At 62.8% G+C, this 22,430-nt stretch carries 24 protein-coding genes and 5 pseudogenes; 6 read left to right on the forward strand and 23 right to left on the reverse strand.

Annotation, left to right across the window (positions count from 1 at the left end; all coding sequences use genetic code 11):
* Positions 1 to 13 precede the first annotated feature (13 nt).
* Positions 14 to 1,567, reverse strand: coding sequence for an IS21 family transposase (gene istA, locus HUK73_RS17970; RefSeq protein WP_176593299.1), 1,554 nt, complete (start codon positions 1,565 to 1,567; stop codon positions 14 to 16).
* Positions 1,568 to 1,746: 179 nt separating this feature from the next.
* Between istA (HUK73_RS17970) and HUK73_RS17975 the strand changes: the two are divergent.
* Positions 1,747 to 1,947: pseudogene (locus HUK73_RS17975) on the forward strand (IS21 family transposase); the annotation flags it as partial.
* 91 nt (positions 1,948 to 2,038) lie between these two features.
* On the opposite strand, the gene istB reads toward HUK73_RS17975, so the two are convergent.
* Together istB and istA (HUK73_RS17985) are read right to left on the reverse strand one after the other, a co-directional pair.
* Complete coding sequence (gene istB / locus HUK73_RS17980) at positions 2,039 to 2,902, reverse strand: IS21-like element helper ATPase IstB (RefSeq protein WP_004211466.1); 864 nt, start codon at positions 2,900 to 2,902, stop codon at positions 2,039 to 2,041.
* Positions 2,899 to 4,371 (reverse strand): IS21 family transposase, encoded by a 1,473-nt coding sequence (gene istA / locus HUK73_RS17985; protein ID WP_161626247.1) that lies wholly within the window; start codon positions 4,369 to 4,371, stop codon positions 2,899 to 2,901. Before istA (HUK73_RS17985) ends, istB begins: the two co-directional genes overlap by 4 nt.
* A gap of 228 nt (positions 4,372 to 4,599) precedes the next feature.
* Here istA (HUK73_RS17985) and HUK73_RS17990 point away from each other — a divergent pair.
* Positions 4,600 to 4,761 (forward strand): annotated as a pseudogene (locus tag HUK73_RS17990) (IS21 family transposase); the annotation flags it as partial.
* Positions 4,751 to 5,053 (forward strand): annotated as a pseudogene (locus tag HUK73_RS17995) (ATP-binding protein); the annotation flags it as partial. The pseudogenes HUK73_RS17990 and HUK73_RS17995, both read left to right, overlap by 11 nt.
* Here HUK73_RS17995 and HUK73_RS18000 read toward each other — a convergent pair.
* The 8 genes and pseudogenes from HUK73_RS18000 to HUK73_RS18035 all read right to left on the reverse strand — a co-directional run bounded on the left by HUK73_RS18000 (position 5,037) and on the right by HUK73_RS18035 (position 9,528).
* Positions 5,037 to 5,801 (reverse strand): IS6-like element IS6100 family transposase, encoded by a 765-nt coding sequence (locus HUK73_RS18000; protein ID WP_001389365.1) that lies wholly within the window; start codon positions 5,799 to 5,801, stop codon positions 5,037 to 5,039. The pseudogene HUK73_RS17995 and the gene HUK73_RS18000 sit on opposite strands and share 17 nt — an antisense overlap.
* A 121-nt stretch (positions 5,802 to 5,922) precedes the next feature.
* A pseudogene (locus HUK73_RS18005) lies at positions 5,923 to 6,297 on the reverse strand (prolipoprotein diacylglyceryl transferase); the annotation flags it as partial.
* 46 nt (positions 6,298 to 6,343) lie between these two features.
* On the reverse strand, positions 6,344 to 6,730 hold the full coding sequence (locus HUK73_RS18010) for a rhodanese-like domain-containing protein (RefSeq protein WP_004213269.1): 387 nt from the start codon (positions 6,728 to 6,730) through the stop codon (positions 6,344 to 6,346).
* A gap of 36 nt (positions 6,731 to 6,766) precedes the next feature.
* Positions 6,767 to 7,516, reverse strand: coding sequence for an MBL fold metallo-hydrolase (locus HUK73_RS18015; protein ID WP_004213268.1), 750 nt, complete (start codon positions 7,514 to 7,516; stop codon positions 6,767 to 6,769).
* 19 nt (positions 7,517 to 7,535) lie between these two features.
* A complete protein-coding gene (locus HUK73_RS18020; protein ID WP_066487222.1) occupies positions 7,536 to 8,315 on the reverse strand; it encodes a sulfite exporter TauE/SafE family protein in 780 nt (259 codons plus the stop codon).
* Positions 8,312 to 8,755, reverse strand: coding sequence for a DUF6691 family protein (locus HUK73_RS18025; RefSeq protein WP_004213266.1), 444 nt, complete (start codon positions 8,753 to 8,755; stop codon positions 8,312 to 8,314). The genes HUK73_RS18020 and HUK73_RS18025 overlap by 4 nt, the downstream gene beginning before the upstream one ends.
* Before the next feature lie 3 nt (positions 8,756 to 8,758).
* Positions 8,759 to 9,184, reverse strand: a complete 426-nt coding sequence (locus HUK73_RS18030) for a YeeE/YedE family protein (protein ID WP_004213265.1) — start codon at positions 9,182 to 9,184, stop codon at positions 8,759 to 8,761.
* Positions 9,185 to 9,186: 2 nt separating this feature from the next.
* Entirely contained in the window at positions 9,187 to 9,528 is a 342-nt protein-coding gene (locus HUK73_RS18035) for a helix-turn-helix transcriptional regulator (RefSeq protein ID WP_004213264.1), read from the reverse strand.
* A gap of 323 nt (positions 9,529 to 9,851) precedes the next feature.
* Here HUK73_RS18035 and HUK73_RS18040 point away from each other — a divergent pair, with 323 nt between their 5' ends.
* Complete coding sequence (locus HUK73_RS18040; RefSeq protein ID WP_255326419.1) at positions 9,852 to 10,943, forward strand: multicopper oxidase family protein; 1,092 nt, start codon at positions 9,852 to 9,854, stop codon at positions 10,941 to 10,943.
* A 31-nt stretch (positions 10,944 to 10,974) separates the two neighbouring features.
* Here the strand turns inward: HUK73_RS18040 and HUK73_RS18045 are convergent.
* Both HUK73_RS18045 and HUK73_RS18050 read right to left on the reverse strand, forming a co-directional pair.
* Positions 10,975 to 12,146, reverse strand: a protein-coding gene (locus tag HUK73_RS18045; protein ID WP_176593300.1) for an IS3 family transposase whose coding sequence is annotated in 2 segments (ribosomal slippage) — positions 10,975 to 11,882 and positions 11,882 to 12,146 — 1,173 coding nt in all. Because the reading frame shifts where the segments join, the coding sequence is not laid out codon by codon here.
* 270 nt (positions 12,147 to 12,416) lie between these two features.
* A complete protein-coding gene (locus HUK73_RS18050) occupies positions 12,417 to 13,283 on the reverse strand; it encodes a class I SAM-dependent methyltransferase (RefSeq protein ID WP_176593301.1) in 867 nt (288 codons plus the stop codon).
* Between the two features lie 97 nt (positions 13,284 to 13,380).
* Here HUK73_RS18050 and HUK73_RS18055 point away from each other — a divergent pair, with 97 nt between their 5' ends.
* Positions 13,381 to 13,563, forward strand: a complete 183-nt coding sequence (locus HUK73_RS18055) for a hypothetical protein (RefSeq protein WP_176593302.1) — start codon at positions 13,381 to 13,383, stop codon at positions 13,561 to 13,563.
* Here the strand turns inward: HUK73_RS18055 and HUK73_RS18060 are convergent.
* Together HUK73_RS18060 and HUK73_RS18065 are read right to left on the reverse strand one after the other, a co-directional pair.
* Positions 13,560 to 14,627 (reverse strand): annotated as a pseudogene (locus tag HUK73_RS18060) (Tn3 family transposase); the annotation flags it as partial. The gene HUK73_RS18055 and the pseudogene HUK73_RS18060 overlap by 4 nt on opposite strands.
* Before the next feature lie 55 nt (positions 14,628 to 14,682).
* The gene (locus HUK73_RS18065) at positions 14,683 to 15,447 is read right to left on the reverse strand and encodes an IS6-like element IS6100 family transposase (RefSeq protein ID WP_013054031.1); all 765 of its coding nucleotides are present in this window, start codon (positions 15,445 to 15,447) and stop codon (positions 14,683 to 14,685) included.
* Between HUK73_RS18065 and HUK73_RS18070 the strand changes: the two genes are divergently transcribed.
* Complete coding sequence (locus HUK73_RS18070) at positions 15,424 to 16,011, forward strand: tannase/feruloyl esterase family alpha/beta hydrolase (RefSeq protein ID WP_176593303.1); 588 nt, start codon at positions 15,424 to 15,426, stop codon at positions 16,009 to 16,011. The two genes, HUK73_RS18065 and HUK73_RS18070, sit on opposite strands and share 24 nt — an antisense overlap.
* A 30-nt stretch (positions 16,012 to 16,041) precedes the next feature.
* Here HUK73_RS18070 and HUK73_RS18075 read toward each other — a convergent pair whose 3' ends face one another.
* The 8 genes from HUK73_RS18075 to HUK73_RS18110 are packed head-to-tail and all read right to left on the reverse strand — an operon-like array spanning position 16,042 to position 22,420.
* Positions 16,042 to 16,395: a hypothetical protein gene (locus HUK73_RS18075; protein ID WP_022676055.1), complete on the reverse strand. Its 354-nt coding sequence runs from the start codon at positions 16,393 to 16,395 to the stop codon at positions 16,042 to 16,044.
* Positions 16,396 to 16,422: 27 nt separating this feature from the next.
* Complete coding sequence (pcaF, locus tag HUK73_RS18080) at positions 16,423 to 17,628, reverse strand: 3-oxoadipyl-CoA thiolase (RefSeq protein ID WP_022676054.1); 1,206 nt, start codon at positions 17,626 to 17,628, stop codon at positions 16,423 to 16,425.
* A gap of 8 nt (positions 17,629 to 17,636) precedes the next feature.
* Positions 17,637 to 18,416: a 3-oxoadipate enol-lactonase gene (gene pcaD / locus HUK73_RS18085; protein WP_022676053.1), complete on the reverse strand. Its 780-nt coding sequence runs from the start codon at positions 18,414 to 18,416 to the stop codon at positions 17,637 to 17,639.
* On the reverse strand, positions 18,416 to 19,078 hold the full coding sequence (locus tag HUK73_RS18090) for a 3-oxoacid CoA-transferase subunit B (RefSeq protein WP_022676052.1): 663 nt from the start codon (positions 19,076 to 19,078) through the stop codon (positions 18,416 to 18,418). Before HUK73_RS18090 ends, pcaD begins: the two co-directional genes overlap by 1 nt.
* Positions 19,078 to 19,785, reverse strand: coding sequence for a CoA transferase subunit A (locus tag HUK73_RS18095; RefSeq protein ID WP_028657796.1), 708 nt, complete (start codon positions 19,783 to 19,785; stop codon positions 19,078 to 19,080). Before HUK73_RS18095 ends, HUK73_RS18090 begins: the two co-directional genes overlap by 1 nt.
* A gap of 16 nt (positions 19,786 to 19,801) precedes the next feature.
* On the reverse strand, positions 19,802 to 20,593 hold the full coding sequence (gene benD, locus HUK73_RS18100; protein ID WP_022676050.1) for a benzoate diol dehydrogenase BenD: 792 nt from the start codon (positions 20,591 to 20,593) through the stop codon (positions 19,802 to 19,804).
* A complete protein-coding gene (gene benB, locus HUK73_RS18105) occupies positions 20,586 to 21,071 on the reverse strand; it encodes a benzoate 1,2-dioxygenase small subunit (protein WP_022676049.1) in 486 nt (161 codons plus the stop codon). Before benB ends, benD begins: the two co-directional genes overlap by 8 nt.
* Entirely contained in the window at positions 21,068 to 22,420 is a 1,353-nt protein-coding gene (locus HUK73_RS18110) for a Rieske 2Fe-2S domain-containing protein (RefSeq protein WP_070936375.1), read from the reverse strand. The genes benB and HUK73_RS18110 overlap by 4 nt, the downstream gene beginning before the upstream one ends.
* Positions 22,421 to 22,430 lie beyond the last annotated feature (10 nt).

Genomic DNA, 22,430 nt, shown 5'->3' on the forward strand with positions numbered 1-22,430 from the left:
GATTGTCCTTTCTTCACTGATAATAGGTGCCACCACGGATGTTGCCGTGGGCTGGCGTTGGCCGCACCGGCTCGGCCGCCGGTTTTGCCCGGTCGAGACCGGATTTGAGGATGGCGCTTACCGAGGAATAGGAGGCGGCATTGATGAGGAGCGCCCGTTCGCAGGCAGCTTCCACCCGGTCCTGTTCATAACGCCGGGCCAGCGAGATGACGCCCATGGCAGAGCGATAGCCCTGCTCGGGATGGGGCCGGGTCCGCATCAGCCGCTCGACAAGGATTGCAGTATTGGCGCCGATCCGGGCGGCCTTGCCGATCAGGCTGGCGGGCGTCATGTTGGCGTAGCGCTGATGGGCCTTGGGCATGTGCTCGTTGACCGTGACATGACCACGCCGCTGCGATCGCCGGACATGGCTGGCCACCCGCTTGTGGTCATGGAAGATTTCGACCACCCGATGGGTAAGCCGGACATCGACCTGGCGGCCGATCAGTCGGTGCGGTACCGAGTAGAAGGTCTTATCCACCTCGACATGATAATCAGGATGGACCTTGGCCCTTTTCCATTCGGCATATTCGAACGGCTGTGCCGGCAGCGGTGCCAGGGCCAAGCGTTCGAGTTCCTCGAACAGCTCGCGGCGGGACTTGCCAACATGCCGCATCGGCCGGTTGTTGAGATCCTCCAGCAGTACGGCGATGGCTGCGTTGAGCTCGGCCAGCGAGAAGAAAGTCCGGTTGCGCAGCCGCGCCAGGATCCAGCGCTCGACGATCAATACCGCGCCTTCCACCTTGCCTTTATCGCGCGGGCGCCGGCTGCGGGTCGGCAGGATCGTCGTGTCATAATGCTCCGCCATCGCGGCAAAAGTCGCATTGAGCGTCGGCTCGAACCACAGGGCTTTGACCACACCGGCTTTCAGATTGTCGCAGACGATGGATTTGGGCACGCCGCCAAAATAGGCGAGCGCCCGGCATTGCCCCTCGATCCAGTCAGGCAGCTTCTGGCTGAAGCTCGCCATCGCGAAGGTCAGCGACGATGCCCCCAGCACCGCCACGAAGACCTGCACCTGATGGATTTCGCCGGTCGACGGATCCACCAGCGGAACGGTGTGGCCGGCATAATCGGTCTGCATCACCGCGCCAGCCTGGTGCCGGTTGCGGAAGCTGGCCTGAATGCGTTTCTGAAAGACGCCGAACCGCTCGCAGAACCAGGTATAGCCATAGCCGTGGGGATGGGCGGCGCGATATTCCTGCCACAGCAGCGTCAGCGTCACACCCTTGCGCTTGATCTCCCGTGCGATCAGCGCCCAGTCCGGCTCGGTCAGATCCTGCGGTGGACGCCCGACACGGCGAAAGAGCAGCCGCTCAAGCTCCGCGTCATCGTCCTGGCCCGGCGGTAGCGGCCAACTCGCAAGTCCCGCCTCGCGGGCCCGCAGCACATAGGTCGATACCGTCGTTTTGCTGAGCTTCAGCCGTTCCGACACCGCCCGCACCGACAGCCCCTGACCATAGGTCAGGCGCAGGATCGATCGCATATCCTTCACGTCCGTTCGTCTCGCTTGCTTCCGTCTCGGCATCTTCCCTCCCATCACATCGGTGAAAGGTCACAATGCCACTCCGGCGCACCCGAAAAACGAACCTCTTTTCCCGCCCGAAACACTGTCCGGGAATTAGCGGAATCGCTGTCCCGTATTTACTGAAATCACTGTCCGGGAATTACCGAAATCGCAGTCCGGGAGTTTCCGAAACACGCAATCTGGCAGTTGTTCAGCGCAAGCCTGGCGCTTTGCGCAATGGGGCGCCATTCCTCGAAATGCCCGAAGCCTTCCGGCAACTGCAGGGGCATCTGCTCAAGCGGCTCGGTGGTGACAGGGAGATGGTCGAAATCCTCGCCCTTGTTCTACAGCATAACGAACAGGCTGTGCTCAGCGCCGTCGAACTGGCCCTCGAAGCTGGGGGCCGACCAAAACTATAGCGCGACGATCTGGGTGAGAGGTCAGCGACTATCAGGATGAGAACAGATTGTCGCGGCGGGTTCATGGTGCGGGTTAGATTGTCGCTGGCAAGGGCGATTCTTCGCTCTGATTGTCGCTGATCGACATTTTCTCGATGGATTTGATTGTCGCGTATTTTGGGGTCCTTCCAGCCCCTGTCTGTCGCTGGAGGGCGGCCCTGCGACGATAGCTCTCGACATTCATCTCGAAGATGGTGGCGTGATGAACGAGACGGTCGACGGCCGCGAGCGTCATGGCGGGATCCGGGAAGACCCGGTTCCATTCGCCGAAGGGCTGGTTGGCCGTGATGAGCATGGATCGGCGCTCATAGCGTGCGCTGATCAACTCGAAGAGCACGGAGGTTTCAGCCTGATCCTTGGCGACATAGGCGAGGTCGTCCAGGATGAGCAGGTGGTATTTGTCGAGCTTGGCGATGGCGGATTCGAGCGCCAGTTCGCGGCGCGCGAGCTGAAGCTTCTGGACCAGCTCGGACGTGCGGGTGAACAGCACGCGCCAACCATTCTGGACAAGTTGCAGGCCGATGGCTGCCGCCAAGTGGCTCTTTCCTCCGCCCGGCGGGCCGAACAGGATGAGATTGGCGCCCTTTTCCAGCCATCCGTCGCCCGAGGTCATGGCCGTGACCTGCGCCCGCGAGACCATCGGCACGGCGTCGAAGGCGAAGCTGTCGAGCGTTTTGCCCGGTGGTAATCGTGCGTCGCTCAGATGACGTTCGATCCTACGCCGGTCACGTTCGGCCATTTCATGCTCGGTAAGTGCAGCGAGCAGTCGGGTGGCGGGCCAGCCCTCCTTGTCGGCACGTTCGGTAAACTCGGGCCAGATCACCTTGATGGCAGGAAGCCTCAACTCGTTGAGGATGAAGCTCAGGCGCTGGGCATCGACGTTATGGGCCTTGGTCATGCGGCCTCTCCCAGCAGCAGGGCATCGTAGTCGGTCAGGGGGCCAAGCTCGACCACCACCTCGGGCAGCGCGGCCGGATCGGGCGAGAAGCGCGTTCGCAACGCGGCGATGTCAGGCAGCCGGCCTTCGTCAAGGTCCTGGGCGAGAAGATCGGCAAGCTCGGCCTCGCAGGCCCGTTCATGGGCCATGGACAGCAACTCGACCATCTTGCGGCAAGCGTCACGCTCGGACATGGCTTCGAGCAGCCGTTCGAACATGAGCCTGTACGCCTCGCGCGGGAACAACTGGTCGCGATAGGTCAGCTGCAGCAGGGCCATCGGCTTACGCCTGAGGCTATGGATCACGTGACGGTAATCCACCACATAGCCATGTTCGGTAGCGCTTTTCGGGCGACCGCGTGGCCGGGTCATGAGATAACTGCCGCCCAGGAACAGATCGAGCCGATCATCGTAGAGGCGCACACGCAGTCGATGCCCGATCAACCGTGACGGCACCGTGTAGAACACCTTGCGCAGAACGAAGGTGCTGGACGAGGTGACGGGAAGGATATGTTCCTCGTAGTCGCTGGTGCGACGATCAGGTAGCGGTTTGAGCGTTGCCCTTTCGGTGTCGATGCGGGCGGCACTGCGCCGGTTCTTTCGGGCAACGATCTCGTCGATGAACCTGCGATAGGCCGCGAGGTCCTCGAAGTCGGTCGATCCACGCATCGCCAGCGCATCCTCCACCGCCGCCTTGAGATGGCCGTGGGAGCTTTCGACGCTGCCATTCTCATGTGCGATGCCGCGGTTGTTGCGGGTCGGCGTCATGCCATAATGTTCGCACAAGGCGTCGTAGCGTGTGGTCAAGTCCGCACGGGCATCGGCATCAAGGTTGCGAAACGCGGCCGACAGACTGTCGCTGCGGTGTTCGCCCGGCGCGCCGCCCAGCATCCAAAGCGCGTTCTGCAGCCCCTCAGCCAATGCGACATAGCTCTCGCCGCCCAGGATGACATGGGCATGTTCGAAGCCTGACCACACCAGGCGGAAGTGGTAAAGCAGGTGATCGAGGGGCGCACCCGCGATCGTGACTTTGAGGCTCCTCATGTCGGTGAAGTCCGAAAGGCCCATTCGCCCCGGCTCATGAGTCTGGCGGAAGATCACTTCCTGTTCCGGGCCATGAACGGCCCGCCAGGCACGGATACGACGCTCCATCGTGCGGCGAACCCCAAAATCGAGATCGGGATGGCGACGGCGCATCTCCTCGAAGATCGCCACCGCCCGCAAGCCAGGTGCCGCCTTCAGCATTGGTACGATCTCGCTCTCGAAGATCGATTCCAACGGATCAGGTCGCCGTCGGCCGCGGGGCGCTTTACGGTGTGAAGGAAGCACCGGATCGCTCGCGATCCGGTAGCCCGTCGCGGTGCTGAACCCGGCCTTCGCCGCAGCCACCGGGACCGGGTTGGTCTGTCGCAATTTCATGAAAAGCCTCATTTGATGATCGTTGACTTGGCAACCCGGCACTCACGGCATCTCCCTCCAATCTGGATATGCCAATGAATATTGGGTCGGCCCCGACGATCTGCGGCTCCTCCATTAAAGGGCCATCGGTTGTTGGGGTCTCGGCTACGGGCTTCGGGCTACGCCCTCCGCCCTTCACCGACACCCCAACAACCGATTCTCATCTTGATTGTCGCTACGCTCGCATCCTGTCAGTCGCCGCGCACCAAAACCCACATCCTCAATGTTCTGCACCGCCTGATCGATGGCAAGGCTCCACCGGCATCCCCAATCGATGCCCCGCAGGCCCTGCGCCTCGCCCAGGAGCCTGTTGCCGATGTCGAACGCTACGACACGCTGAGGGCGTTACGCCATGCGTCATGATCCGGCCAGCGCCGCTGTGGTTGTCATGCTACGTGGCCTCAAAATGTATGGCATGGCGCAAGCCGCTGGTGATCTGATCGAGCAGGGCGCGCCAGCCTTTGATGCTGCCGTTCCGATCCTCTCACAGCTTCTCAAGGCGGAGATGTCCGAGCGGGAGGTCAGGTCCATTGCTTACCAGATCAAGGCAGCCCGGTTCCCGGCCTACAAGGATCTGGCAGGCTGGCTCTGTTGCAAAGATTGGCGGCAGTCAGAGGTAGGCTGTCGCTCTGCGCCGATCAGGCGGCTGCTGCGAAATGGTGGTTGAGCATGCCCATGGCCTCCGTCAGCGCCGAGGGCCCAATGCCAAAAGCTCTCTCCACAAGGCGCACCTCGCCCCTGATGCCGGGCTGCAGGCACCAGGGGCGAGCCTGTCCTTTGCGCAGGGCTCGCATGACTTCGAATCCCTTGATCGTGGCATAGGCCGTGGGGATCGATTTGAAACCGCGCACCGGCTTGATCAGTATCTTGAGCTTTCCGTGATCGGCCTCGATCACGTTATTGAGATACTTCACCTGCCGGTGGGCCGTCTCCCGGTCCAGCTTTCCTTCGCGCTTCAATTCGGTGATCGCTGCACCATAGCTCGGCGCTTTGTCGGTATTGAGCGTGGCAGGCTTTTCCCAGTGCTTCAGGCCTCGCAGGGCCTTGCCCAGGAACCGCTTCGCTGCCTTGGCGCTGCGGGTCGGCGACAGGTAGAAATCGATCGTGTCGCCCCGCTTGTCGACTGCCCGGTACAGGTAGGTCCACTTGCCCCGCACCTTGACGTAGGTTTCATCCAGGCGCCAGCTCGGATCAAAGCCACGCCGCCAGAACCAGCGCAGCCGCTTCTCCATCTCCGGGGCGTAGCACTGGACCCAGCGATAGATCGTCGTATGGTCGACCGAAATGCCGCGTTCCGCCAGCATTTCCTCAAGGTCGCGATAGCTGATCGGATAGCGACAATACCAGCGCACCGCCCACAGGATCACATCACCCTGGAAATGGCGCCACTTGAAATCCGTCATCGTTCCGTCCGTCCAATCTCCGCCAAGCATGCTCAAGCTTCACGATTTTTGCAACAGAGCCGCTCATCGAACGGATTTGTGACGTTGCCGTTGAAATAGTCGAGAGCTTCATGAGCGCGTGCAGCCATTCGAGGCCGTGTCGTCGCGCGAACAGGATCAGCGCGAGCGAGACGCCAGCTGCACCCCCGTGGAACGACATGCCGCCGTCCCACAGCTTGAGGATTTGCAGGGGGTCGAAGATCATCTCAGGACCGTAAAAGATCACATAGCCGAGACGGCCACCGAGGATAACGCCCAACGTCGCGTAGAACACGAGATCGTCGGCTTGTGCGCGGTTCATCGGGGCCGCTGGTTGGGCCAGCAGCCGCAGCAGATACCACCACCCGGCAATGATGCCGGCGATATAGGCCAGCGAGTACCAGCGGATGTCGAGCGGGCCTATGGAGATGGCTATCGGGCTCAATCCGAGGCTGGCGAATGCGATATGGCTATCCAAGGATTGTATCCTGCCTGCGAGAAGCGGCGCTCGAGCGCGCCATGGGTTATTCCGGTGCGATTGAAGCGCCGGCATCCTTGAGCGCCGCAAACCCGCCGGGGACGTGGGCGACATTCTCCACGCCCATCTCCTTGAGTGATTTTGCGGCCAGCGCCGAGCGGGCGCCGGACCCACAATAGAGCACCAACCGCGATCCACTGGCGAGTTTGGCATTGTGGGTGGGGCTTTCAGGATCGACCTGGAATTCCAGAAGGCCACGCGGGACATGCACCGCACCAGCCACCAGCCCCGATTTTGCGACTTCCCCTGGCTCGCGGATGTCAACGAACTGGACCTTGGGATTGCCGACAAGTTTGGCTGCATCGTCAGGCGCGATAGTTTCGACAATCGCATTCGCTTCGGAAACCAGTTGTTTCGAGGTGCGTGTTGGCATCGACTTTCTCCTGTAAATGAACCTGTATCGGATGGCTCAGCCCTGCTCGGACTTGCCGCCTATCTGGCGCAGCATTTCCGGCAAATCTGTCGGGCAATCACCGCAAAGCTTGTTTGCCGGAACGGCAACGTCGATCTTCTTTGGGTAGGGAAGATCGAGAGCGGCCATGATCGCGACGAATTCCTGAACGGTCTTGCCCGCAAGGCGCGGGTTCCGTTCACGCTCCTGCGCCACTGTCGTGATGTGGCGATGATTGTAGTCGTGAGCCGGGTAGATCAGACCATCGCCCGGCAGCGTGAAAATCTTCTGCGTGACGGAGTGATAAAGGGTGGCGGCGTCACCGTTTTGGAAGTCGGTGCGGCCACAGCCGTCGATTAGCAGGGCGTCGCCGGTGAAGGCGCGAAGACCATCGGGCTGCTCAACCAGGTAGGTATGGTGGGCGTCGGTGTGCCCCGGCGTAAACAGCGGCTGAAGCTTGAGCGCGCCGACAGTCAAAGGCTGGTCCTCGGCGACCCCCACGTCAGCACAGGGAAGGCCGTCCATGGCGGGGTGCGCGATCTTGGAGCCGGTAAGGCTGCGCAGATAGCAGGCCGATGTGACGTGGTCCGCATGCACATGCGTCTCCAACGTATAAGCCAGTTCGAGATCCAGTTCCTGAAGCGCGGCAAGGTCGCGTTCGATCGTTTCGAGGACAGGATCGATCAGGACGGCTTTGCGCGTCTCCGGGCAACCGAGGAGGTAGGTGTAGGTCGAGGACTCCGGCTCGAACAACTGACGAAAGATCATGATCGGTCTCCAATGGTGTCTAGCCGCCGATCCCGCCCAGGCTGCGGAACAGCATGTAGGCGGCCACGGCCAGCAGGACGAAAGCGAAGATGCGGGTGAGCAAGCCCTTATGATCGGCGAGCCGGATGGCGGTTTGCATGCCGGCGACGCCGCCAGCGACCCCGCCAGCGATGAAGAAGCCGGCCACGCGCCAATCCACGAGTCCTGACAGGGCATAGTTGAGGGCTGTCGCCGATCCGAACGTTCCCACCGAAAACAGCGACGATCCGACCGCGTTGAGGATGGGCATGCCGCTGCCGAGCATGATGCCGGGCACAATCAGGAAGCCGCCGCCGATGCCGATGAACCCTGACAGGAGGCCGGCGAGAAGGCCGATCGCCACGAGCCGCACAGCGATGGGGCGCGTGATCCGCACGCCCGGGTCGCCGCCGCCGGATTTGCCGCGCAGCATGGAAACCCCCACCACGATCATCACGCCTGCGAACAGCACCAGGAGATGCTGACCCGCCACCATCTTGCCCAGGGTGGAGCCGATCAGGGCGCCTATGACGCCCGATGCCCCGAAGACGAGGGCGCAGGGCCACTTCACGGTTCCGGCCCGGGCGTGCTGGATCAGGTTGGCGAAGGCATTGGCGGCCACCGCCAGCGCGCTCGTGCCGATCGCGACGTGCGGGTCCTTCATGCCCACGACATACAGCAGCAACGGCAGGGCAAGGATCGAGCCGCCGCCGCCGATCACCCCGAGGGTAAAGCCGACGACGACACCGGATATGAGCGTGAGGATGTCGACCGGCGTCATGGGTTTGCCCCGGGCCTGGCTGCGCGATAACGTTCCTGAAGGGCGAAGACGCCCATGCCCGCCAGCATCGCCACGACGAACACCAGCGCCGCCGGCGCTCCGAGGCTCAGGGCGACCAGGGCCGGACCAGGGCAGTAGCCGACGAGGCCCCATCCGACGCCGAACAAAGCCGCGCCCGAGAGAAGCTTCTTGTCCAGGGACCGGGACGATGGCCCATTGAACGCCGGTGCGAAAAGCGGAGCATCGCGCCTTCGGCCGAGTGCAAATCCCAACGCTGAAACCATGACGGCCGAGGCCAGCACCAAGGCAAGGCTCGGGTCCCACGACGGCGCGGCGACATCAAGAAACGCCAGAACCTTGCTGGGGGCTATCATGGCGGAGACGATCAGGCCGAAGCCGAAAATGAGCCCCGAGGCGAGCGCGATGAGCAGCTTCCTCATTGCTCAGAGTCCGATGACGTGTCGGGCGACGTACACAGTCGCGGCCGCTGTGATGAGGAAGACGCCTGTCGCGGCGAGCGAGCGGGGCGAGAGCCTCGCTATTCCGCAGACGCCATGCCCGCTGGTGCAACCACTCCCGAGCCGAGTCCCAAATCCCACCAGAAGGCCGGCTGCGATCACGACGGCGACTGGGGCCGGCGACGTGAGGTCCGGTAGCAGGCCGCCCGCCGCCCGGTAGAGCAAGGGCGCGGCGAGCAGGCCGACCAGGAATGTTGCGCGCCAGGCCATCTCGCCGCGGACAGGCGCAAGCACCCCGCCGACGATGCCGCTGATTCCAGCGATGCGCCCATTGGCGATCCACAGGAAGGAAGCCGAGAGGCCGATTAGCGCGCCGCCCACGATGGCCGAGAATGGGGTGAAACCCTCCATCGTCAGGATTCTCTGCTCTCAGCTTCGTCACCGGCGCAAAAGAGTGCGTAGAGTTCCGTCAGGATCGGCAGCACGCGCTCGGACGTGATGCGGTAGAATATCGTCGTTTTCTCCCGCCGTGTTCCGACCAGGCCTTCGTCGCGCAGCGTGGCCAGATGGCGGGACAAATTCGACTGTGTCAGTCCGAGGCGTTCGCCCAGATCGGTTACCGACAACTCCCCGCCGAGCAGGCTGCACAGGATCATCAGACGGTGCCGGCTCGCAAGCGAACGGAGGAACGCTTCCGCTTCGCCGGCCTTTTCCTCCAGAAGCTCCGGAGACATTTTAACGAGGGAAGGTGGCACAGTTGCTCCAAACATCTTATATGTAGCATATATGATGGAGTGGTGTTCGATCAAGCGCCAGCTAGGAGGTTCCCCCCGTGAGCTACTATTTCGCCAAGCCATCGAGGCTCCTTCGAAGCGCCGGAGTGCGAGGTAACCCCATGCTGATCGACCAGGCTGTCCGTATCGCTTCCGAGCTGCGCTGCACGCTGGGACAGATTTAGATGCTCGATCGACGTTCGCTGTTGGCTGGCGGAGCGGCATTGTTCGCAACCACCGCTTGCTCGCGCTCCACGCCGGGCCTCGGCGGGGGAGGTGCAAACCCGCTTCCGATGCCGCCGCTGTTGGACGCACGGCCTGGCCGCTCATTCGCGCTACGGGTCCAGTCCGGAACGACTTCATTTTATCCAGGCCGGCCGAGTGACACGCTCGGGTATAATGGCAGCTATCTCGGACCGACGATCAGGGTGCGCCGTGGCGACGACGTGGCGGCTGTCGTGACCAACGGGCTCAACGCGGACACGACTGTGCATTGGCACGGGCTTCTGATCCCCGGAGAGCTGGATGGCGGCCCCCATCAGATCATCGCGCCGGGCGCGACCTGGCGGCCCACGCTCCCGATCCGGCAGCCCGCAGCGACCCTCCTTTATCACTCACACGTCCATGGGTTGACGGCCGAGCAAGTCTATTCGGGCCTGGCTGGGGCGTTGCTGGTAACCGACGACGAAGAGCAGGGCCTGGGGCTCCCGTCAGAATATGGCGTGGACGATCTGCCCCTGCTCATCCAGGATCGCCAGTTCGAAAATGGTCGCCTTGTCATGCCAGGCGGCATGATGGTCGCCATGCAGGGCCGGCGCGGCGACACGATCCTTGTGAACGGCGCGGTGAATCCGCTGGCGGCGGTGCCAAATCGGTTGGTTCGCCTGCGGCTCGTCAACGCATCGAACGCGCGGATTTATGAGCTGTCGTTTTCCGATCGGCGGAGCTTTCACTGGATCGGAACCGAAGGGGGGCTGCTCGAACACGCAGTGGCATTGGAAGCCATAACCTTGGCGCCGGGCCAACGTGCCGAGCTTCTCGTGGACTTCACGGACGGTAGGTCCGCCTCGCTGGTGACGGCGGCTGATACCAACAGCTCGATGATGGGCGGCATGGGTATGATGGGGCGTGGCGCCCGAAGGACCGATGCCGCGGCACCAGCGACCGTGCTGCGGTTTGAACCACGGCCGTTGGGACAGGCTCGTGCCAGCGGCGTCGTGCCGACCCTTCTGGCATCACGAACTGGGCCCGACGCCAGCAAGGCGGTGCGCCGTCGCCGTCTGAGCCTCAACATGGGCATGGGCGGCATGATGGGCTCAGGAAGCGGCGGTGGCGGCCTTACGATCAATGGCAAGCCATTCGACATGAATCGCATCGATGAGACGGTGAAGCTATGAGCAGCCCCCACCGGGTGGTCCGGGTTTATAGTTAGTGCATTGTCGTCTCGGCCGCCATTGCCGGGCGTAGGTGGAGCGAAGCGGAACCGGAGGCCGGTAATGGCGGTGTTGCCGCTTCCGGGGCCGGCGGTCGGTAGCCCAGGCTGCTATGCGGCCGGACGGTGTTGTAGTGGCGCCGCCACGCCTCGATCAGCACTCTGGCCTCGGCGAGGCTGTAGAAAATCTCACCATTGAGCAGTTCGTCGCGAAGCGACCCGTTGAAGCTCTCGTTGTAGCCGTTTTCCCATGGTGAGCCTGGCGTGATGTAGAGCGTCTTCACGCCGATCTGCCCAAGCCATTCCTGGACTGCGGTGGCGATGAACTCGCTGCCGTTGTCCGATCTGATATGTGCAGGTGGGCCCCGGTCAATGAACAGCTCGGCCAGGGCCGCCAGCACATCTTCGTGGCGGAGCTGGCGGGCGACCACCAGCGCCAGGCACTCGCGGCTGGCCTCGTCGATGATCGTGAGGATGCGGAACTTACGCCCGTCGTGCGTCCTCGCCTCCACAAAGTCATACGCCCAGACATGCCCAGGATACTCCGGTCGCAGCCGAATACACGAGCCATCGTTCAACCACAGCCGACCGCGTTTTGGCTGACGCTGGGGCACCTTCAGCCCCTCGCGTCGCCAGATCCGTTCCACCCGTTTGTGGTTCACCGACCAGCCGGCCGCATGCAGCAATGCCGTCACCCGGCGATAGCCGTAGCGCCCGTACTGCCTGGCCAGCGCGACGATGTCGTCCGTCAGCGCCTCCTCGTCATCTGCCCCACACGGCATTTTCCGCTGTGTCGACCGATGCTGGCCGAGCACGCGGCATACCCGCCGCTCGGACACATCCAGCACCGCCCGCACCTGGTCGATGCACCGCCGGCGCCGTGCGGGGCTCAGAAGTTTCCCTTTGCCGCCTCCTGCAGGATCAGCTTGTCCAATGTCAGGTCCGAGATCGCGCGACGCAGCCGAAGGTTCTCTTTCTCCAGATCCTTCATCCGCCGGGCCTGATCTGTCTTTAGGCCGCCATATTCCTTGCGCCAGCGGTAATAGGTCTGCTCGCTGACTGCGATGCGCCGGCATGCCTCGGCAGTCGTTCCGCCCTGGCCCAGCATGATCTCAACCTCACGCAGCTTGCCGATGATCTCCTCGGGCTTGTGCTTCTTGGCAGGCATTCGTCGTCCCTTCCTTGATCCAGACTGTCATAGTCGATGGACCACTCAGAAGGGGGCAGCTCACGCCCGGTCCGCGCATCGCGCAGGGTGACGCGCGCGCCTCCCATGCCGTCGCCTACGAACTTGGCATCCTGGCTGATGACCCGCACGGTGACCGGCGTGGGTTCCGCATATGCCGCAGCGCTGATCGCCAGCAGGGTGACCAATGGGATGATTGCAGATCGCCGCATGGTTCTGTCTCGCGTATTGTGATGGTCTGAATGGATTACCTCAGGCCAGCGCCGAAACGAGCCAGGCGGTGTAGCCCATCATGACGCCCTCATCGGGACGGTGGTGCGCACTGTAAATCTCGACCAGATCGGCCTGCGCCGCTTGTTGCACGGGCTCCGGATAGTCGAGCAGGACTTGCCCGAAAGCCATGGCGTTGCAGGCGAATTGCTGTGCCTGGCTTGGCGAAGCACCCGGCCCGCCGACGGCGAGCAGTCCCTTGGCGGCGACGATATCCACGCCGTGAAAGCCTGCGCCATCGAGAACTTCTCGCATGTAATCGCGATCCTCGAAGGCGAATGGGCCAGGCGCGCGGGGAACGGGGGCCGGCAGTTCGACATGGCGGCGCGCCGCGGCCATGCCTTCCAGCATCCATGGGTTCTGCTGGGGCGGCCCCCACACGGCAAGGTCGATTCGCCCGCCCGGCTTGAGCAGCTCGCGCAGGTTGGCGAAGGCGGGGATCGGCTCGGCGAAGAACATGCTGCCGAAACGGGAAAACAGCCGGTCGTAGGGGCCATCGGGCAGTGTCACGCTGGCCGCGTCGGCGCACAAGAAGCTTGCGTTGGTGATACCGGCTGCGGCAGCACGGCGCGTGGTCGCCGCGATCAGATCGGGTGAGATGTCGATACCAAGCACTGCGCCGCTCGGCTGGACAACCTGCGCGATGGCAAGGGTCGTAGCGCCGCCGCCGCAGCCGATATCCAGCACGCGTTCGCCCGGCGAATAGGCCGCCCGCGCCAGCAAAGCATCGCCGACCGGCGCAATCGTACTTTCAAAGCCATTGAGGTTTGCCAGCCACCGCGCGCCCATTTCGCCGGCCCAGTCTTCATACTTCAGGGCATCGGCGTGGGGCAGGGGATTATCGGTCATGGGGCGTCCTTCGGCTGCATGGCTATCGTTTTCACTTTAGGCCGATCGCGCTCCAAAAGAAAGTGACGGATCACTTTTATTGTGGCATTGCCTCGGCATGAGCCGTCTTTACCTTTCCGCCGACATACGGCGTGCTGAAACCATTGCGACGGTGATCGGTCTGGCGGCGCGGTGCGATCCGGCGGAAATCACCACGGGACAGATCGCGGTGGCCATGGGAGGGCGTAGCGTGGAAAGTACGCCAGACAACGCTAAGGACGAACAGTCAGGGAACGCTTAGGCGACGCGGCTATCCGGCGGCAGATTGAGGGCCTTGCGGCCATTGGAAGCAGCGGCTCTATCCCAGAGGAAATCGCCGGAGAAAGCAATATGCTCCCAGCCAACAGGGGAGGTATGGGCAAGCAGATCATCAGGCACCGCGACCGATGTTGACCGGAGATGTTGGGCAGCGGCATCCATGTAGATCGTGTTCCAATAGACGATCGCGGCGATGACCAGGTTGAGGCCGGATGCGCGATATTTCTGTGCCTCATGACTGCGGTCGATGATCCGACCCTGGCGGAATGTGTAGATCGCCTGCGTCAGGGCATGGCGCTGCTCGCTGTTGTTGAGGCCGGCATGGCATCGCCGGCGTAGATCGGGATTTTCCAGCCAATCCAGCATGAACAGCGTCCGCTCGATTTTGCCGATTTCCTGTAGCGCGACGTCGAGCTGGTTCTGCCGCTCATAGGCGGCGAGCTTTCGCAGCATGACCGACGGCGCCACGTGTCCGGCCTTGATCGACCCTACGAGGCGCAGCACGTCGTCCCATTGCTCAGCGATGATGTCGGACCGGATGCGCTTTCCCAATAGCGGGGTGAGGGACGGATAAGCTGCAACCGGCGCGATCGTCGCGAGCCGTCGGTCGGGAAAGTCGCGCAGGCGCGGGCAGAAGCGAAATCCAAGCATGGCGCACAGGGCAAAGACATGATCGGTCGCCCCGCCCGTGTCGGTGTAATGCTCGGCGATTTTCAGATCGGTGCCGTGGCTGGTGAGGCCGTCGAGGACATAGGGCGCCTCATGCGTCGCCGCTGAGATCACGTTGACGTGGTAAGGCGCGCGCTGATCGGAATTATGGGTGTAGAAGCTGAAGCCATGATCGACGCCATAGCGGGCGTTGATGTCGCCCCCCGATGCGCCGCGCTTCGCGCCCCTGAAGAACTGGCCATCGGAACTGGACGTGGTGCCATCGCCCCAGACCCGCGAGAATGGCAGGCGGTGGTGCGCATTGATGAGGACGGCGAGCGCCGCGCGGTAGCTGTCGTCGCGGATATAGGCGTCATGGGTCCACAGGAGCTGATCGCGCGGCTCTGTTGCAAAGATTGGCGGCAGTCACAGGTAGGCTGTCGCTCTGCGCCGATCAGGCGGCTGCTGCGAAATGGTGGTTGAGCATGTCCATGGCCTCCGTCAGTGCCGAGGGCCCAATGCCGAAAGCTCTCTCCACAAGGCGCACCTCTCCCCTGATGCCGGGCTGCAGGCACCAGGGACGAGCCTGTCCTTTGCGCAGGGCTCGCATGACTTCGAATCCCTTGATCGTGGCATAGGCCGTGGGGATCGATTTGAAACCGCGCACCGGCTTGATCAGCATCTTGAGCTTTCCGTGATCGGCCTCGATCACGTTATTGAGATACTTCACCTGCCGGTGGGCCGTCTCCTGGTCCAGCTTTCCTTCGCGCTTCAATTCGGTGATCGCTGCACCATAGCTCGGCGCTTTGTCAGTATTGAGCGTGGCCGGCTTTTCCCAGTGCTTCAGGCCTCGCAGGGCCTTGCCCAGGAACCGCTTCGCTGCCTTGGCGCTGCGGGTCGGCGACAGGTAGAAATCGATCGTGTCGCCCCGCTTGTCGACTGCCCGGTACAGGTAGGTCCACTTGCCCCGCACCTTGACGTAGGTTTCATCCAGGCGCCAGCTCGGATCAAAGCCACGCCGCCAGAACCAGCGCAGCCGCTTCTCCATCTCCGGGGCGTAGCGCTGGACCCAGCGATAGATCGTCGTATGGTCGACCGAAATGCCGCGTTCCGCCAGCATTTCCTCAAGGTCGCGATAGCTGATCGGATAGCGACAATACCAGCGCACCGCCCACAGGATCACATCACCCTGGAAATGGCGCCACTTGAAATCCGTCATCGCTCCATCCGTTCAATCTCCGCCAAGCATGCTCAAGCTTCACGATTTTTGCAACAGAGCCCTCCTGACGATATCCTGGCGACGCAACTGCGTTACCGGTTCCCGGGGTCAGAGGCAGCAATCTACAGCCGCGCAGGTCCGTTCCAAACGAGCGCCTGGCAGGACATCGCAATGCACTCGGCCAATCTCGATGGTTTTTTTGCGCACGGTGGCAAGCTGATGGTGCCACACGGTGTGTCGGATCCGGTGTTCTCGGTCATGGACACGCTGGCATGGCGCGACCGCGTCGTGCAGCGCTACGGCGCACGGACCGATGATGGTTTGCGCGTGTTCCCCGTTGCCGGCATGGCCCACTGCATGGGTGGGCCGGCGACGAGCCATTACGATGCCTTGGGTGCGCTGGTCGCCTGGGTGGAACAGCACAAGGCTCCGGACAGCCTGCTCGCCACGGCGGATGCGCACACGCCATGGCCGGGCCGCACGCGCCCTGTCTGCGCCTGGCCAAGGATCGCGCGCTATCGTGGCGGCGACCCCGAGCGTGCCGACAGCTTTGCCTGCGAATGATCGCCGACACGCCCAGACACCACTGCAGGATCAGCGAGTGAAACCGGAAAACGGCGTGAGATAGATCGCGCCGAAGCCGTCAAGCACTGCGCGCACTTCGGGCGTCGTCTCACCGTAGACGTAAAGCTTCTCGATCCGCACCAGCGCCAGGAATTGCTCAGCGAAGGGCGAGAAGGTCTGCTGTACATGAGGCAACAGGCCCTCGATGCGATAGCGCTCAACGATATGGACTTGCGTGCGGGCCTCATTGACCACGTACTCATACGTAAGCGTATCGGCTTCCTTTGCCGTCTCGGCCACGATCTTCGCGACAAGCTCCTTGAAAGCCGGAAAGTCAGCCGGTTCGATCGCGCAGTGATAGATGCTGTAAAGTTCGCCCTGCATCGCGGTTTTCCTTTGAATAACTTGAGATCAGACACGTTCGATAAGCAAAGCCAGCCCCTGGCCTACGCCGATGCACAGGAAAGCCAGACCATAACGCCCGCCGGTGCGCTGCAGCTCCTCCACCGCAGTCATAGTGATGCGTGCACCCGACATTCCGAGCGGATGGCCCAGTGCAATCGCGCCGCCATTGGGGTTGACGCGCGTGTCTGTCAGCGGATCGATCCCAAGATCGCGCAGCGTAGCAATTGCTTGGCTGGCAAAGGCTTCATTGAGTTCGATAACGTCCAGGTCGCCAACACCGAGCCCGGCGCGGGCGAGCACCTTACGCGCGGCTTCGATCGGGCCGGCTCCCATAACGCGCGGAGCAATCCCGGCGGCCGCCATGCCAATGATGCGTGCGCGCGGTGTCAGCCCGTTGGCCTTGGCAGCGGCGTCCGAAGCAATGATCATCGCAGCGGCGCCATCGTTCAGGCCCGAGGCATTGCCCGCCGTCACGGTTCCATCAGCACGCACGACCGGCTTGAGCTTGGCCAGCGCCTCAAGGCTCGTCGCGCGCGGATGCTCGTCACGTTCGAACAGCTTGGGCGGTGCCTTGCCTTGCGGAACCTCGACCGGCTCGATCTCCACGTCGAAACGGCCCGATGCGATGGCCGCAGCAGCCTTTTCCTGGCTTGCCAGCGCAAAGCGATCCTGATCCTCGCGGCTCACCTGCCACTGGTCGGCGACGTTCTCGCCGGTCTGCGGCATCGTGTCGACGCCATAAGCTGCCTTCATCGCCGGATTGATGAAGCGCCAGCCAAGTGTAGTGTCCTCGATCTTCTGGGCCCGGTCGAAGGCACTTCCTGCCTTGCCCATGACGTAAGGCGCGCGAGTCATGCTCTCGACGCCGCCGGCCACCATCAGGTCGGCATCGCCCGAGCGGATTGCCTGCGCAGCAATGCCGACGGCATTCAGCCCCGACGCGCAGAGGCGATTAACGGTGACGCCCGGAACCGTTTCCGGCAGCCCGGCTAGAAGCACAGCCATGCGCGCGACGTTACGGTTGTCTTCTCCCGACTGGTTGGCGCAGCCGAGGATTACATCATCCACCTGTGCCCAATCGAGGTCCGGATTGCGCTTTGCCAATGCGCGAAGGGGCAGCGCGGCCAGGTCGTCGGCGCGCACGCTGGCCAGCGATCCGTTGAGCTTCCCGACAGGGGTGCGGATGGCATCACAGATGAAAGCGTCGGTCATCGAGCGGTTCAATCCTTCAGAAATTCGAGCATGGTCTCGGCCAGAAGCCGCGGCGCCTCAAGCGGCGCGAGGTGCGCAGCGGGCAAGGCCGCGTGGTTTGCTCCGGGAATCTGGGCAAGCAGGTATTCACCGTGGCCTTCAAAGGGCGTGGAGGTGTCACGGTCGCCCGTCACTACCAGCGTCGGACAGCCGATCTGGCCAATCCGTGATGCGAGATCCATATCGCGGATGGCTGCCGCGCATCCGGCGTACCCCGAAGCTGCCATATTCACCAGCTGGCGGCGGATCGTCTGCGCCACTGCAGGCTCGGCGGCAATGAATTCGGGTGAAAGGAACCGCCCCATGGCCAGATCGACGATAGCGGCCATGCCTTCGCCGCGCACCTTTGCCACGCGGTCGCTCCACGCGGTCTTGTCCATCTTAGCCGAAGTGCAGACCAAAGACAGCGCGGCGACGCGATCGGGCCGTGCGAGCGCCATTTCCATCGCAATCATTCCGCCCAGCGATACACCCGCCACCGCTGCAACTGTGATCCCGGCGCCATCCATGGCGCCAAAGATGTCCGCAGCAAGGCCTGCCATGGCGTAGTCCTCGTCTGCGACATCCGATGCACCATGCCCCCGCGTGTCAACGCGCAGGAGCCGGTGGCTTTGCCGCAGCAGCGGTAGCGCGCCGTCCCACAAGTCCATGTCCGTGCCGATGGAATTGAGCAGAACCAGCGCGGGCACATCGTCACGCCCTTCGAGCTTCCAATAGACGCGCTTTCCCTCTTCCCCGCTGAAAGGCATCAGCCCTGCGCCCCTTCGACAAAGGCCGAAACATCGAGCGGTGCGCCGGTCTTGGCGACGACCTCGGCAACTGTAACCCCCGGCGCCAGTTCGACGAGCGTCAGTCCGCCCGCCTTGCGGTCAACCGCAATGACAGCGAGGTCCGAGACGATCAGGTCCACCACCCGCCGCCCGGTCAGCGGCAGGCTGCACGCCTCGAGAATCTTGGGCGCACCGGACTTTGACACGTGGTCCATCACGACGACAATGCGCTTGACCCCGGCGACGAGGTCCATTGCCCCGCCCATGCCCTTCACCATCTTGCCGGGAATGGTCCAGTTGGCGAGGTCGCCGTTTGCGGCAACTTCCATCGCGCCCAATACGGCCATGTCGATATGACCGCCCCGGATCATCGCGAAGCTGTCGGCCGAAGAGAAGAAGCTCGACGTGGGCAGCGCGGTGATGGTCTGCTTGCCCGCGTTGATCAGGTCCGGATCGGCCTCGCCATCATAAGGGAAAGGGCCGATGCCGAGCATGCCATTCTCGCTCTGCAGCGTAACCTTGATGCCTTCGGGCACGTGGTTAGCCACCAGCGTCGGTATGCCGATGCCAAGGTTGACGTAGTCGCCATCGCGCAATTCCTGCGCGGCGCGCGCGGCCATCTGGTCACGATTCCACCGCATCAGGCGCTCTCCCTTTCGCGTACGGTCAGCTTTTCGATGCGCTTTTCATTGATCGTCGAAAGCACGATGCGGTCGACGTAGATGCCGGGTGTATGGATGCAGTCGGGGTCGAATGTACCTGCGGGCACGATCTCCTCGACTTCGACCACCGTTACTTTGGCCGCCGTTGCCATGTTCGGGTTGAAGTTGCGCGCAGTGCGCCGGTACATGAGGTTGCCCTCGGGGTCGGCACGCCACGCCTTGATGATGGCAAGATCGGCGCGCAGCCAATTCTCGCGCACATATTCCTCGCCTTCGAACACCTCGACCGGCTTGCCCTCAGCGACGACCGTGCCTACGCCGGTGCGGGTATAGAACGCCGGAATCCCCGCGCCCCCCGCCCGGATGCGCTCTGCCAGCGTCCCCTGCGGCGTCAGCTCGAGTTCAAGTTCGCCCGACAGGTACTGCTCCTCGAACAGCTTGTTCTCGCCCACATAGGACGAGATCATCTTCTTCACTTGGCGGCTCTTCAACAGCATCCACAGGCCGAAGCCATCGGCGCCAGCATTGTTGGAAATGACCGTTAGGTCCTTCACGCCCGCCGCGCGGATTTCGGGAATCAGGCTTTCCGGATTGCCGGACAGGCCGAACCCGCCAGACATCACGGTCATCCCGTCGAACAGCACGCCGTCCAGCGCCGCCGCGGGACTTGAATAAATCTTGGACATTGGTTGGCCCTTGCGTTCAGCCCAGGTCACCGCCCGCAACGGGCAGGATGGTTCCGGTTATGTAGCTTGCCTCGTCCGAGGCCAGGAAAAGGATTGGTGCGATCTGTTCGTCCAGGGTGCCATAGCGCTTGAAGAACGTTGATCCCGTCACCTGTTCGACCGCCTGCGCCATCCACGCCTGTTCCTGCGCATTGTCGCCGGCGGCATTTCGCGGCACCCTGCGCGGCGGTGCGCTGGTTCCCCCCGGCGCAGTCGCCACGACGCGGATACCTTGTTCGCCATATTCCATCGCCAAGCTCTGCGTCAGCGCGTTGATCCCCCCCTTGGCCGCCGAATAGGGACCGCGCCGGATGCCGCGCGTGGCATTGGACGATACGTTAACAATGGTGCCCGAACCTTGCGCCAGCATCGCGGGCAGCGCCGCATGGCAGCCATAAAGCGTCGGCATGAGCGAGCGGCGGATTTCCGCGTCGATCTGCTCGGGCGTGAACTCGGCAAAGGGCCGCATGCGGATAGCACCGCCGACATTATTGATGAGAATGTCGATCCGGCCGAAATGGGCAACAGCCTCTGCCATGGCCGCTGCTGCGCCTTCATGCGTTTCGAGATCCGTCACGAATGCCCGCGCCGATAGCCCGATTTCGGCGGCCACGTCGGCAACGAATTCGGCCCGGTCGACCAACAGGACCTGCGCGCCCTCTGCCGCGGCCCGCAGCGCCACACCGCGTCCGATGCCCTGCGCAGCGCCAGTCACGACCATCACCCTGCCGGCAAACCGCCCCGCGAAATGCGCCACCGGATCAGACATGATAGACGTCGATCACCTGGTTGATGTAGTCGTTCTTGAGCACGATCTTCTTCGCCGAAATCTTCAGTTCGCCGCCGACCCGGCGCAACGTGCAAAAGGTCGCACCAAAGAACTGGCTGGTCATCTTGAAGCGATGGCTGAGCGTATGCCAGTTGTAACGCACATCAAGCTCGTCGCCGCGATCGTCCATCAGTTCGATGTTGGCGATCATGTGCGTGGTGCGCGGTTCCGGCGTGCTCGCGCTCGAACGCTCGGTCTCGAGCCGGTACACGCGATCTTCCAGACCTTGCCTGTTCGCGTAATAGATCAGCGAAATCTGGCTCTGCGGATCGGTGACGAGTTCGTCGTCGTCGGTCCACGCCGGCATCCAGTAAGTGCAGTCAGGCGTGTAGCATTCGAGCCACGCGTCCCATTGCCGGTCGTCGAGCAGGCGCACCTCGCGATTGAGGAAAGCGGTAACTTCAATGAGCACGCTCACGCCATTTCCTCCGCCCGCTGGTCACTCTGCGCAAGGCCATCAAGCAGGGCCTTGGCCCAGTATTCGTGCTGACGGACGAACAGACCCTCGTCCTCGCTGCGCTCGCTGCTCAGCAGCGGATTCATGCCCATCTCGCGCGCATTCTCGTCGGGTCCGTTGATCCAGCGCTTAGCACCACGACTGAGGTCGTTCCACAATTCGCCCGCGCCCGCATAGGAGGCCTGGCACGTGCGGAACTCCTCCAGATCATCGGGTGTGCCCATGCCGGAGACGTTGAAGAAATCCTCGTACTGGCGGATGCGGATAGCGCGCAGTTCGGCGCTCTCGCCCTTCGGCGCAAAACAGTAGATCGTCACTTCGGTGTGATTGACATCGATCGGTCGCACCACGCGGATCTGCGTGGAGAACTGGTCCATCAGGAAGACGTTGGGATAGAGCGCCAGATTGCGGCTCTGCTCGACGATGAAACGCGTGCGCTCCTTGCCGAGCCGCTTCTCAAGTTCTTCCTTGTGCGACCAGACGGGCCGCACCTCGGGATTGAGCACCTTGGTCCACAGCAGGATATGCCCGTTGTCGAAGCCGTAGACTCCGCTTACGGCCTTGGACCAGCCGTTGGCATCGACCGCCTTGGTGCCGCCTTCGGCGCGCCGCCCCATGGTCTTGGCGTAGTTGTAGTGCACCGAGCTGACGTGGTAGCCGTCGCAACCGTTCTCCATTTGCAGCTTCCAGTTGCCCTCGAAGACGTATGACGAACTTCCCGCCAGAACCTCGATGCCATCTGGTGCTTGGTCGACAATCTGATCGATGATCACTCGCGTCTCGCCGAGGTATTTGTCGAGCGGCCCAACATCGGGATTGACGCTACCGAACAGAAATCCGCGGTAGCTTTCAAAGCGGGCAAGGCGGGCGAGGTCGTGCGACCCGTCCTGATTGAACGAAGCGGGATAGGCGCCCGAGCTCTCGTCCTTGGCCTTCAGCAGCTTGCCGTCATTGGTGAAGCTCCAGCCGTGGAACGGGCAGACCATGACGCGCCCGTTGCCCCGCTTGCGCCGACACAGCATCGCGCCGCGATGCGAGCAGGCGTTGATGAAGGCGTTGAGTGCGCCATCCTTTGTACGAGTGATGACCACGGGGGTCCGTCCAACCGTCACCGAGAACCAGTCGTTTGTCGACGGGATCTGGCTCTCGTGCGCGAGATAGACCCAGTTGCCCTCGAAGATGTGCTTCATTTCGAGTTCATAGAGATCAGGGTCGGTAAAGATGTCGCGGCGGCAGCGGAACTGCCCGGTATCCGCGTCATCGACAACGGCCGTTTCAATGCGATTCCTGATGGCACCGGACATCGTCATTTCTCCCAGA

The sequence above is a fragment of the Sphingobium sp. EM0848 genome (assembly GCF_013375555.1).
Lineage (GTDB): Bacteria > Pseudomonadota > Alphaproteobacteria > Sphingomonadales > Sphingomonadaceae > Sphingobium.

Excerpts from the sequence above, each read along its gene's own strand:
- HUK73_RS18000 (WP_001389365.1), bottom strand. The coding sequence starts at position 5,801 with ATGACGGATTTCAAGTGGCGCCATTTCCAGGGTGATGTGATCCTGTGG.
- istA (WP_161626247.1), bottom strand. The coding sequence starts at position 4,371 with ATGAGGCTTTTCATGAAATTGCGACAGACCAACCCGGTCCCGGTGGCT.
- HUK73_RS18095 (WP_028657796.1), bottom strand. The coding sequence starts at position 19,785 with ATGTCCAAGATTTATTCAAGTCCCGCGGCGGCGCTGGACGGCGTGCTG.
- HUK73_RS18010 (WP_004213269.1), bottom strand. The coding sequence starts at position 6,730 with ATGCCAACACGCACCTCGAAACAACTGGTTTCCGAAGCGAATGCGATT.
- HUK73_RS18110 (WP_070936375.1), bottom strand. The coding sequence starts at position 22,420 with ATGACGATGTCCGGTGCCATCAGGAATCGCATTGAAACGGCCGTTGTC.
- HUK73_RS18070 (WP_176593303.1), top strand. The coding sequence starts at position 15,424 with ATGGCGCCACTTGAAATCCGTCATCGCTCCATCCGTTCAATCTCCGCC.
- HUK73_RS18055 (WP_176593302.1), top strand. The coding sequence starts at position 13,381 with ATGAGCCGTCTTTACCTTTCCGCCGACATACGGCGTGCTGAAACCATT.
- HUK73_RS18065 (WP_013054031.1), bottom strand. The coding sequence starts at position 15,447 with ATGACGGATTTCAAGTGGCGCCATTTCCAGGGTGATGTGATCCTGTGG.
- HUK73_RS18020 (WP_066487222.1), bottom strand. The coding sequence starts at position 8,315 with ATGACGCCGGTCGACATCCTCACGCTCATATCCGGTGTCGTCGTCGGC.
- HUK73_RS18030 (WP_004213265.1), bottom strand. The coding sequence starts at position 9,184 with ATGGAGGGTTTCACCCCATTCTCGGCCATCGTGGGCGGCGCGCTAATC.
- HUK73_RS18075 (WP_022676055.1), bottom strand. The coding sequence starts at position 16,395 with ATGCAGGGCGAACTTTACAGCATCTATCACTGCGCGATCGAACCGGCT.
- pcaF (WP_022676054.1), bottom strand. The coding sequence starts at position 17,628 with ATGACCGACGCTTTCATCTGTGATGCCATCCGCACCCCTGTCGGGAAG.
- benD (WP_022676050.1), bottom strand. The coding sequence starts at position 20,593 with ATGTCTGATCCGGTGGCGCATTTCGCGGGGCGGTTTGCCGGCAGGGTG.
- HUK73_RS18025 (WP_004213266.1), bottom strand. The coding sequence starts at position 8,755 with ATGAGGAAGCTGCTCATCGCGCTCGCCTCGGGGCTCATTTTCGGCTTC.
- HUK73_RS18050 (WP_176593301.1), bottom strand. The coding sequence starts at position 13,283 with ATGACCGATAATCCCCTGCCCCACGCCGATGCCCTGAAGTATGAAGAC.
- pcaD (WP_022676053.1), bottom strand. The coding sequence starts at position 18,416 with ATGCCTTTCAGCGGGGAAGAGGGAAAGCGCGTCTATTGGAAGCTCGAA.
- HUK73_RS18015 (WP_004213268.1), bottom strand. The coding sequence starts at position 7,516 with ATGATCTTTCGTCAGTTGTTCGAGCCGGAGTCCTCGACCTACACCTAC.
- HUK73_RS18090 (WP_022676052.1), bottom strand. The coding sequence starts at position 19,078 with ATGCGGTGGAATCGTGACCAGATGGCCGCGCGCGCCGCGCAGGAATTG.
- istB (WP_004211466.1), bottom strand. The coding sequence starts at position 2,902 with ATGACCAAGGCCCATAACGTCGATGCCCAGCGCCTGAGCTTCATCCTC.
- istA (WP_176593299.1), bottom strand. The coding sequence starts at position 1,567 with ATGCCGAGACGGAAGCAAGCGAGACGAACGGACGTGAAGGATATGCGA.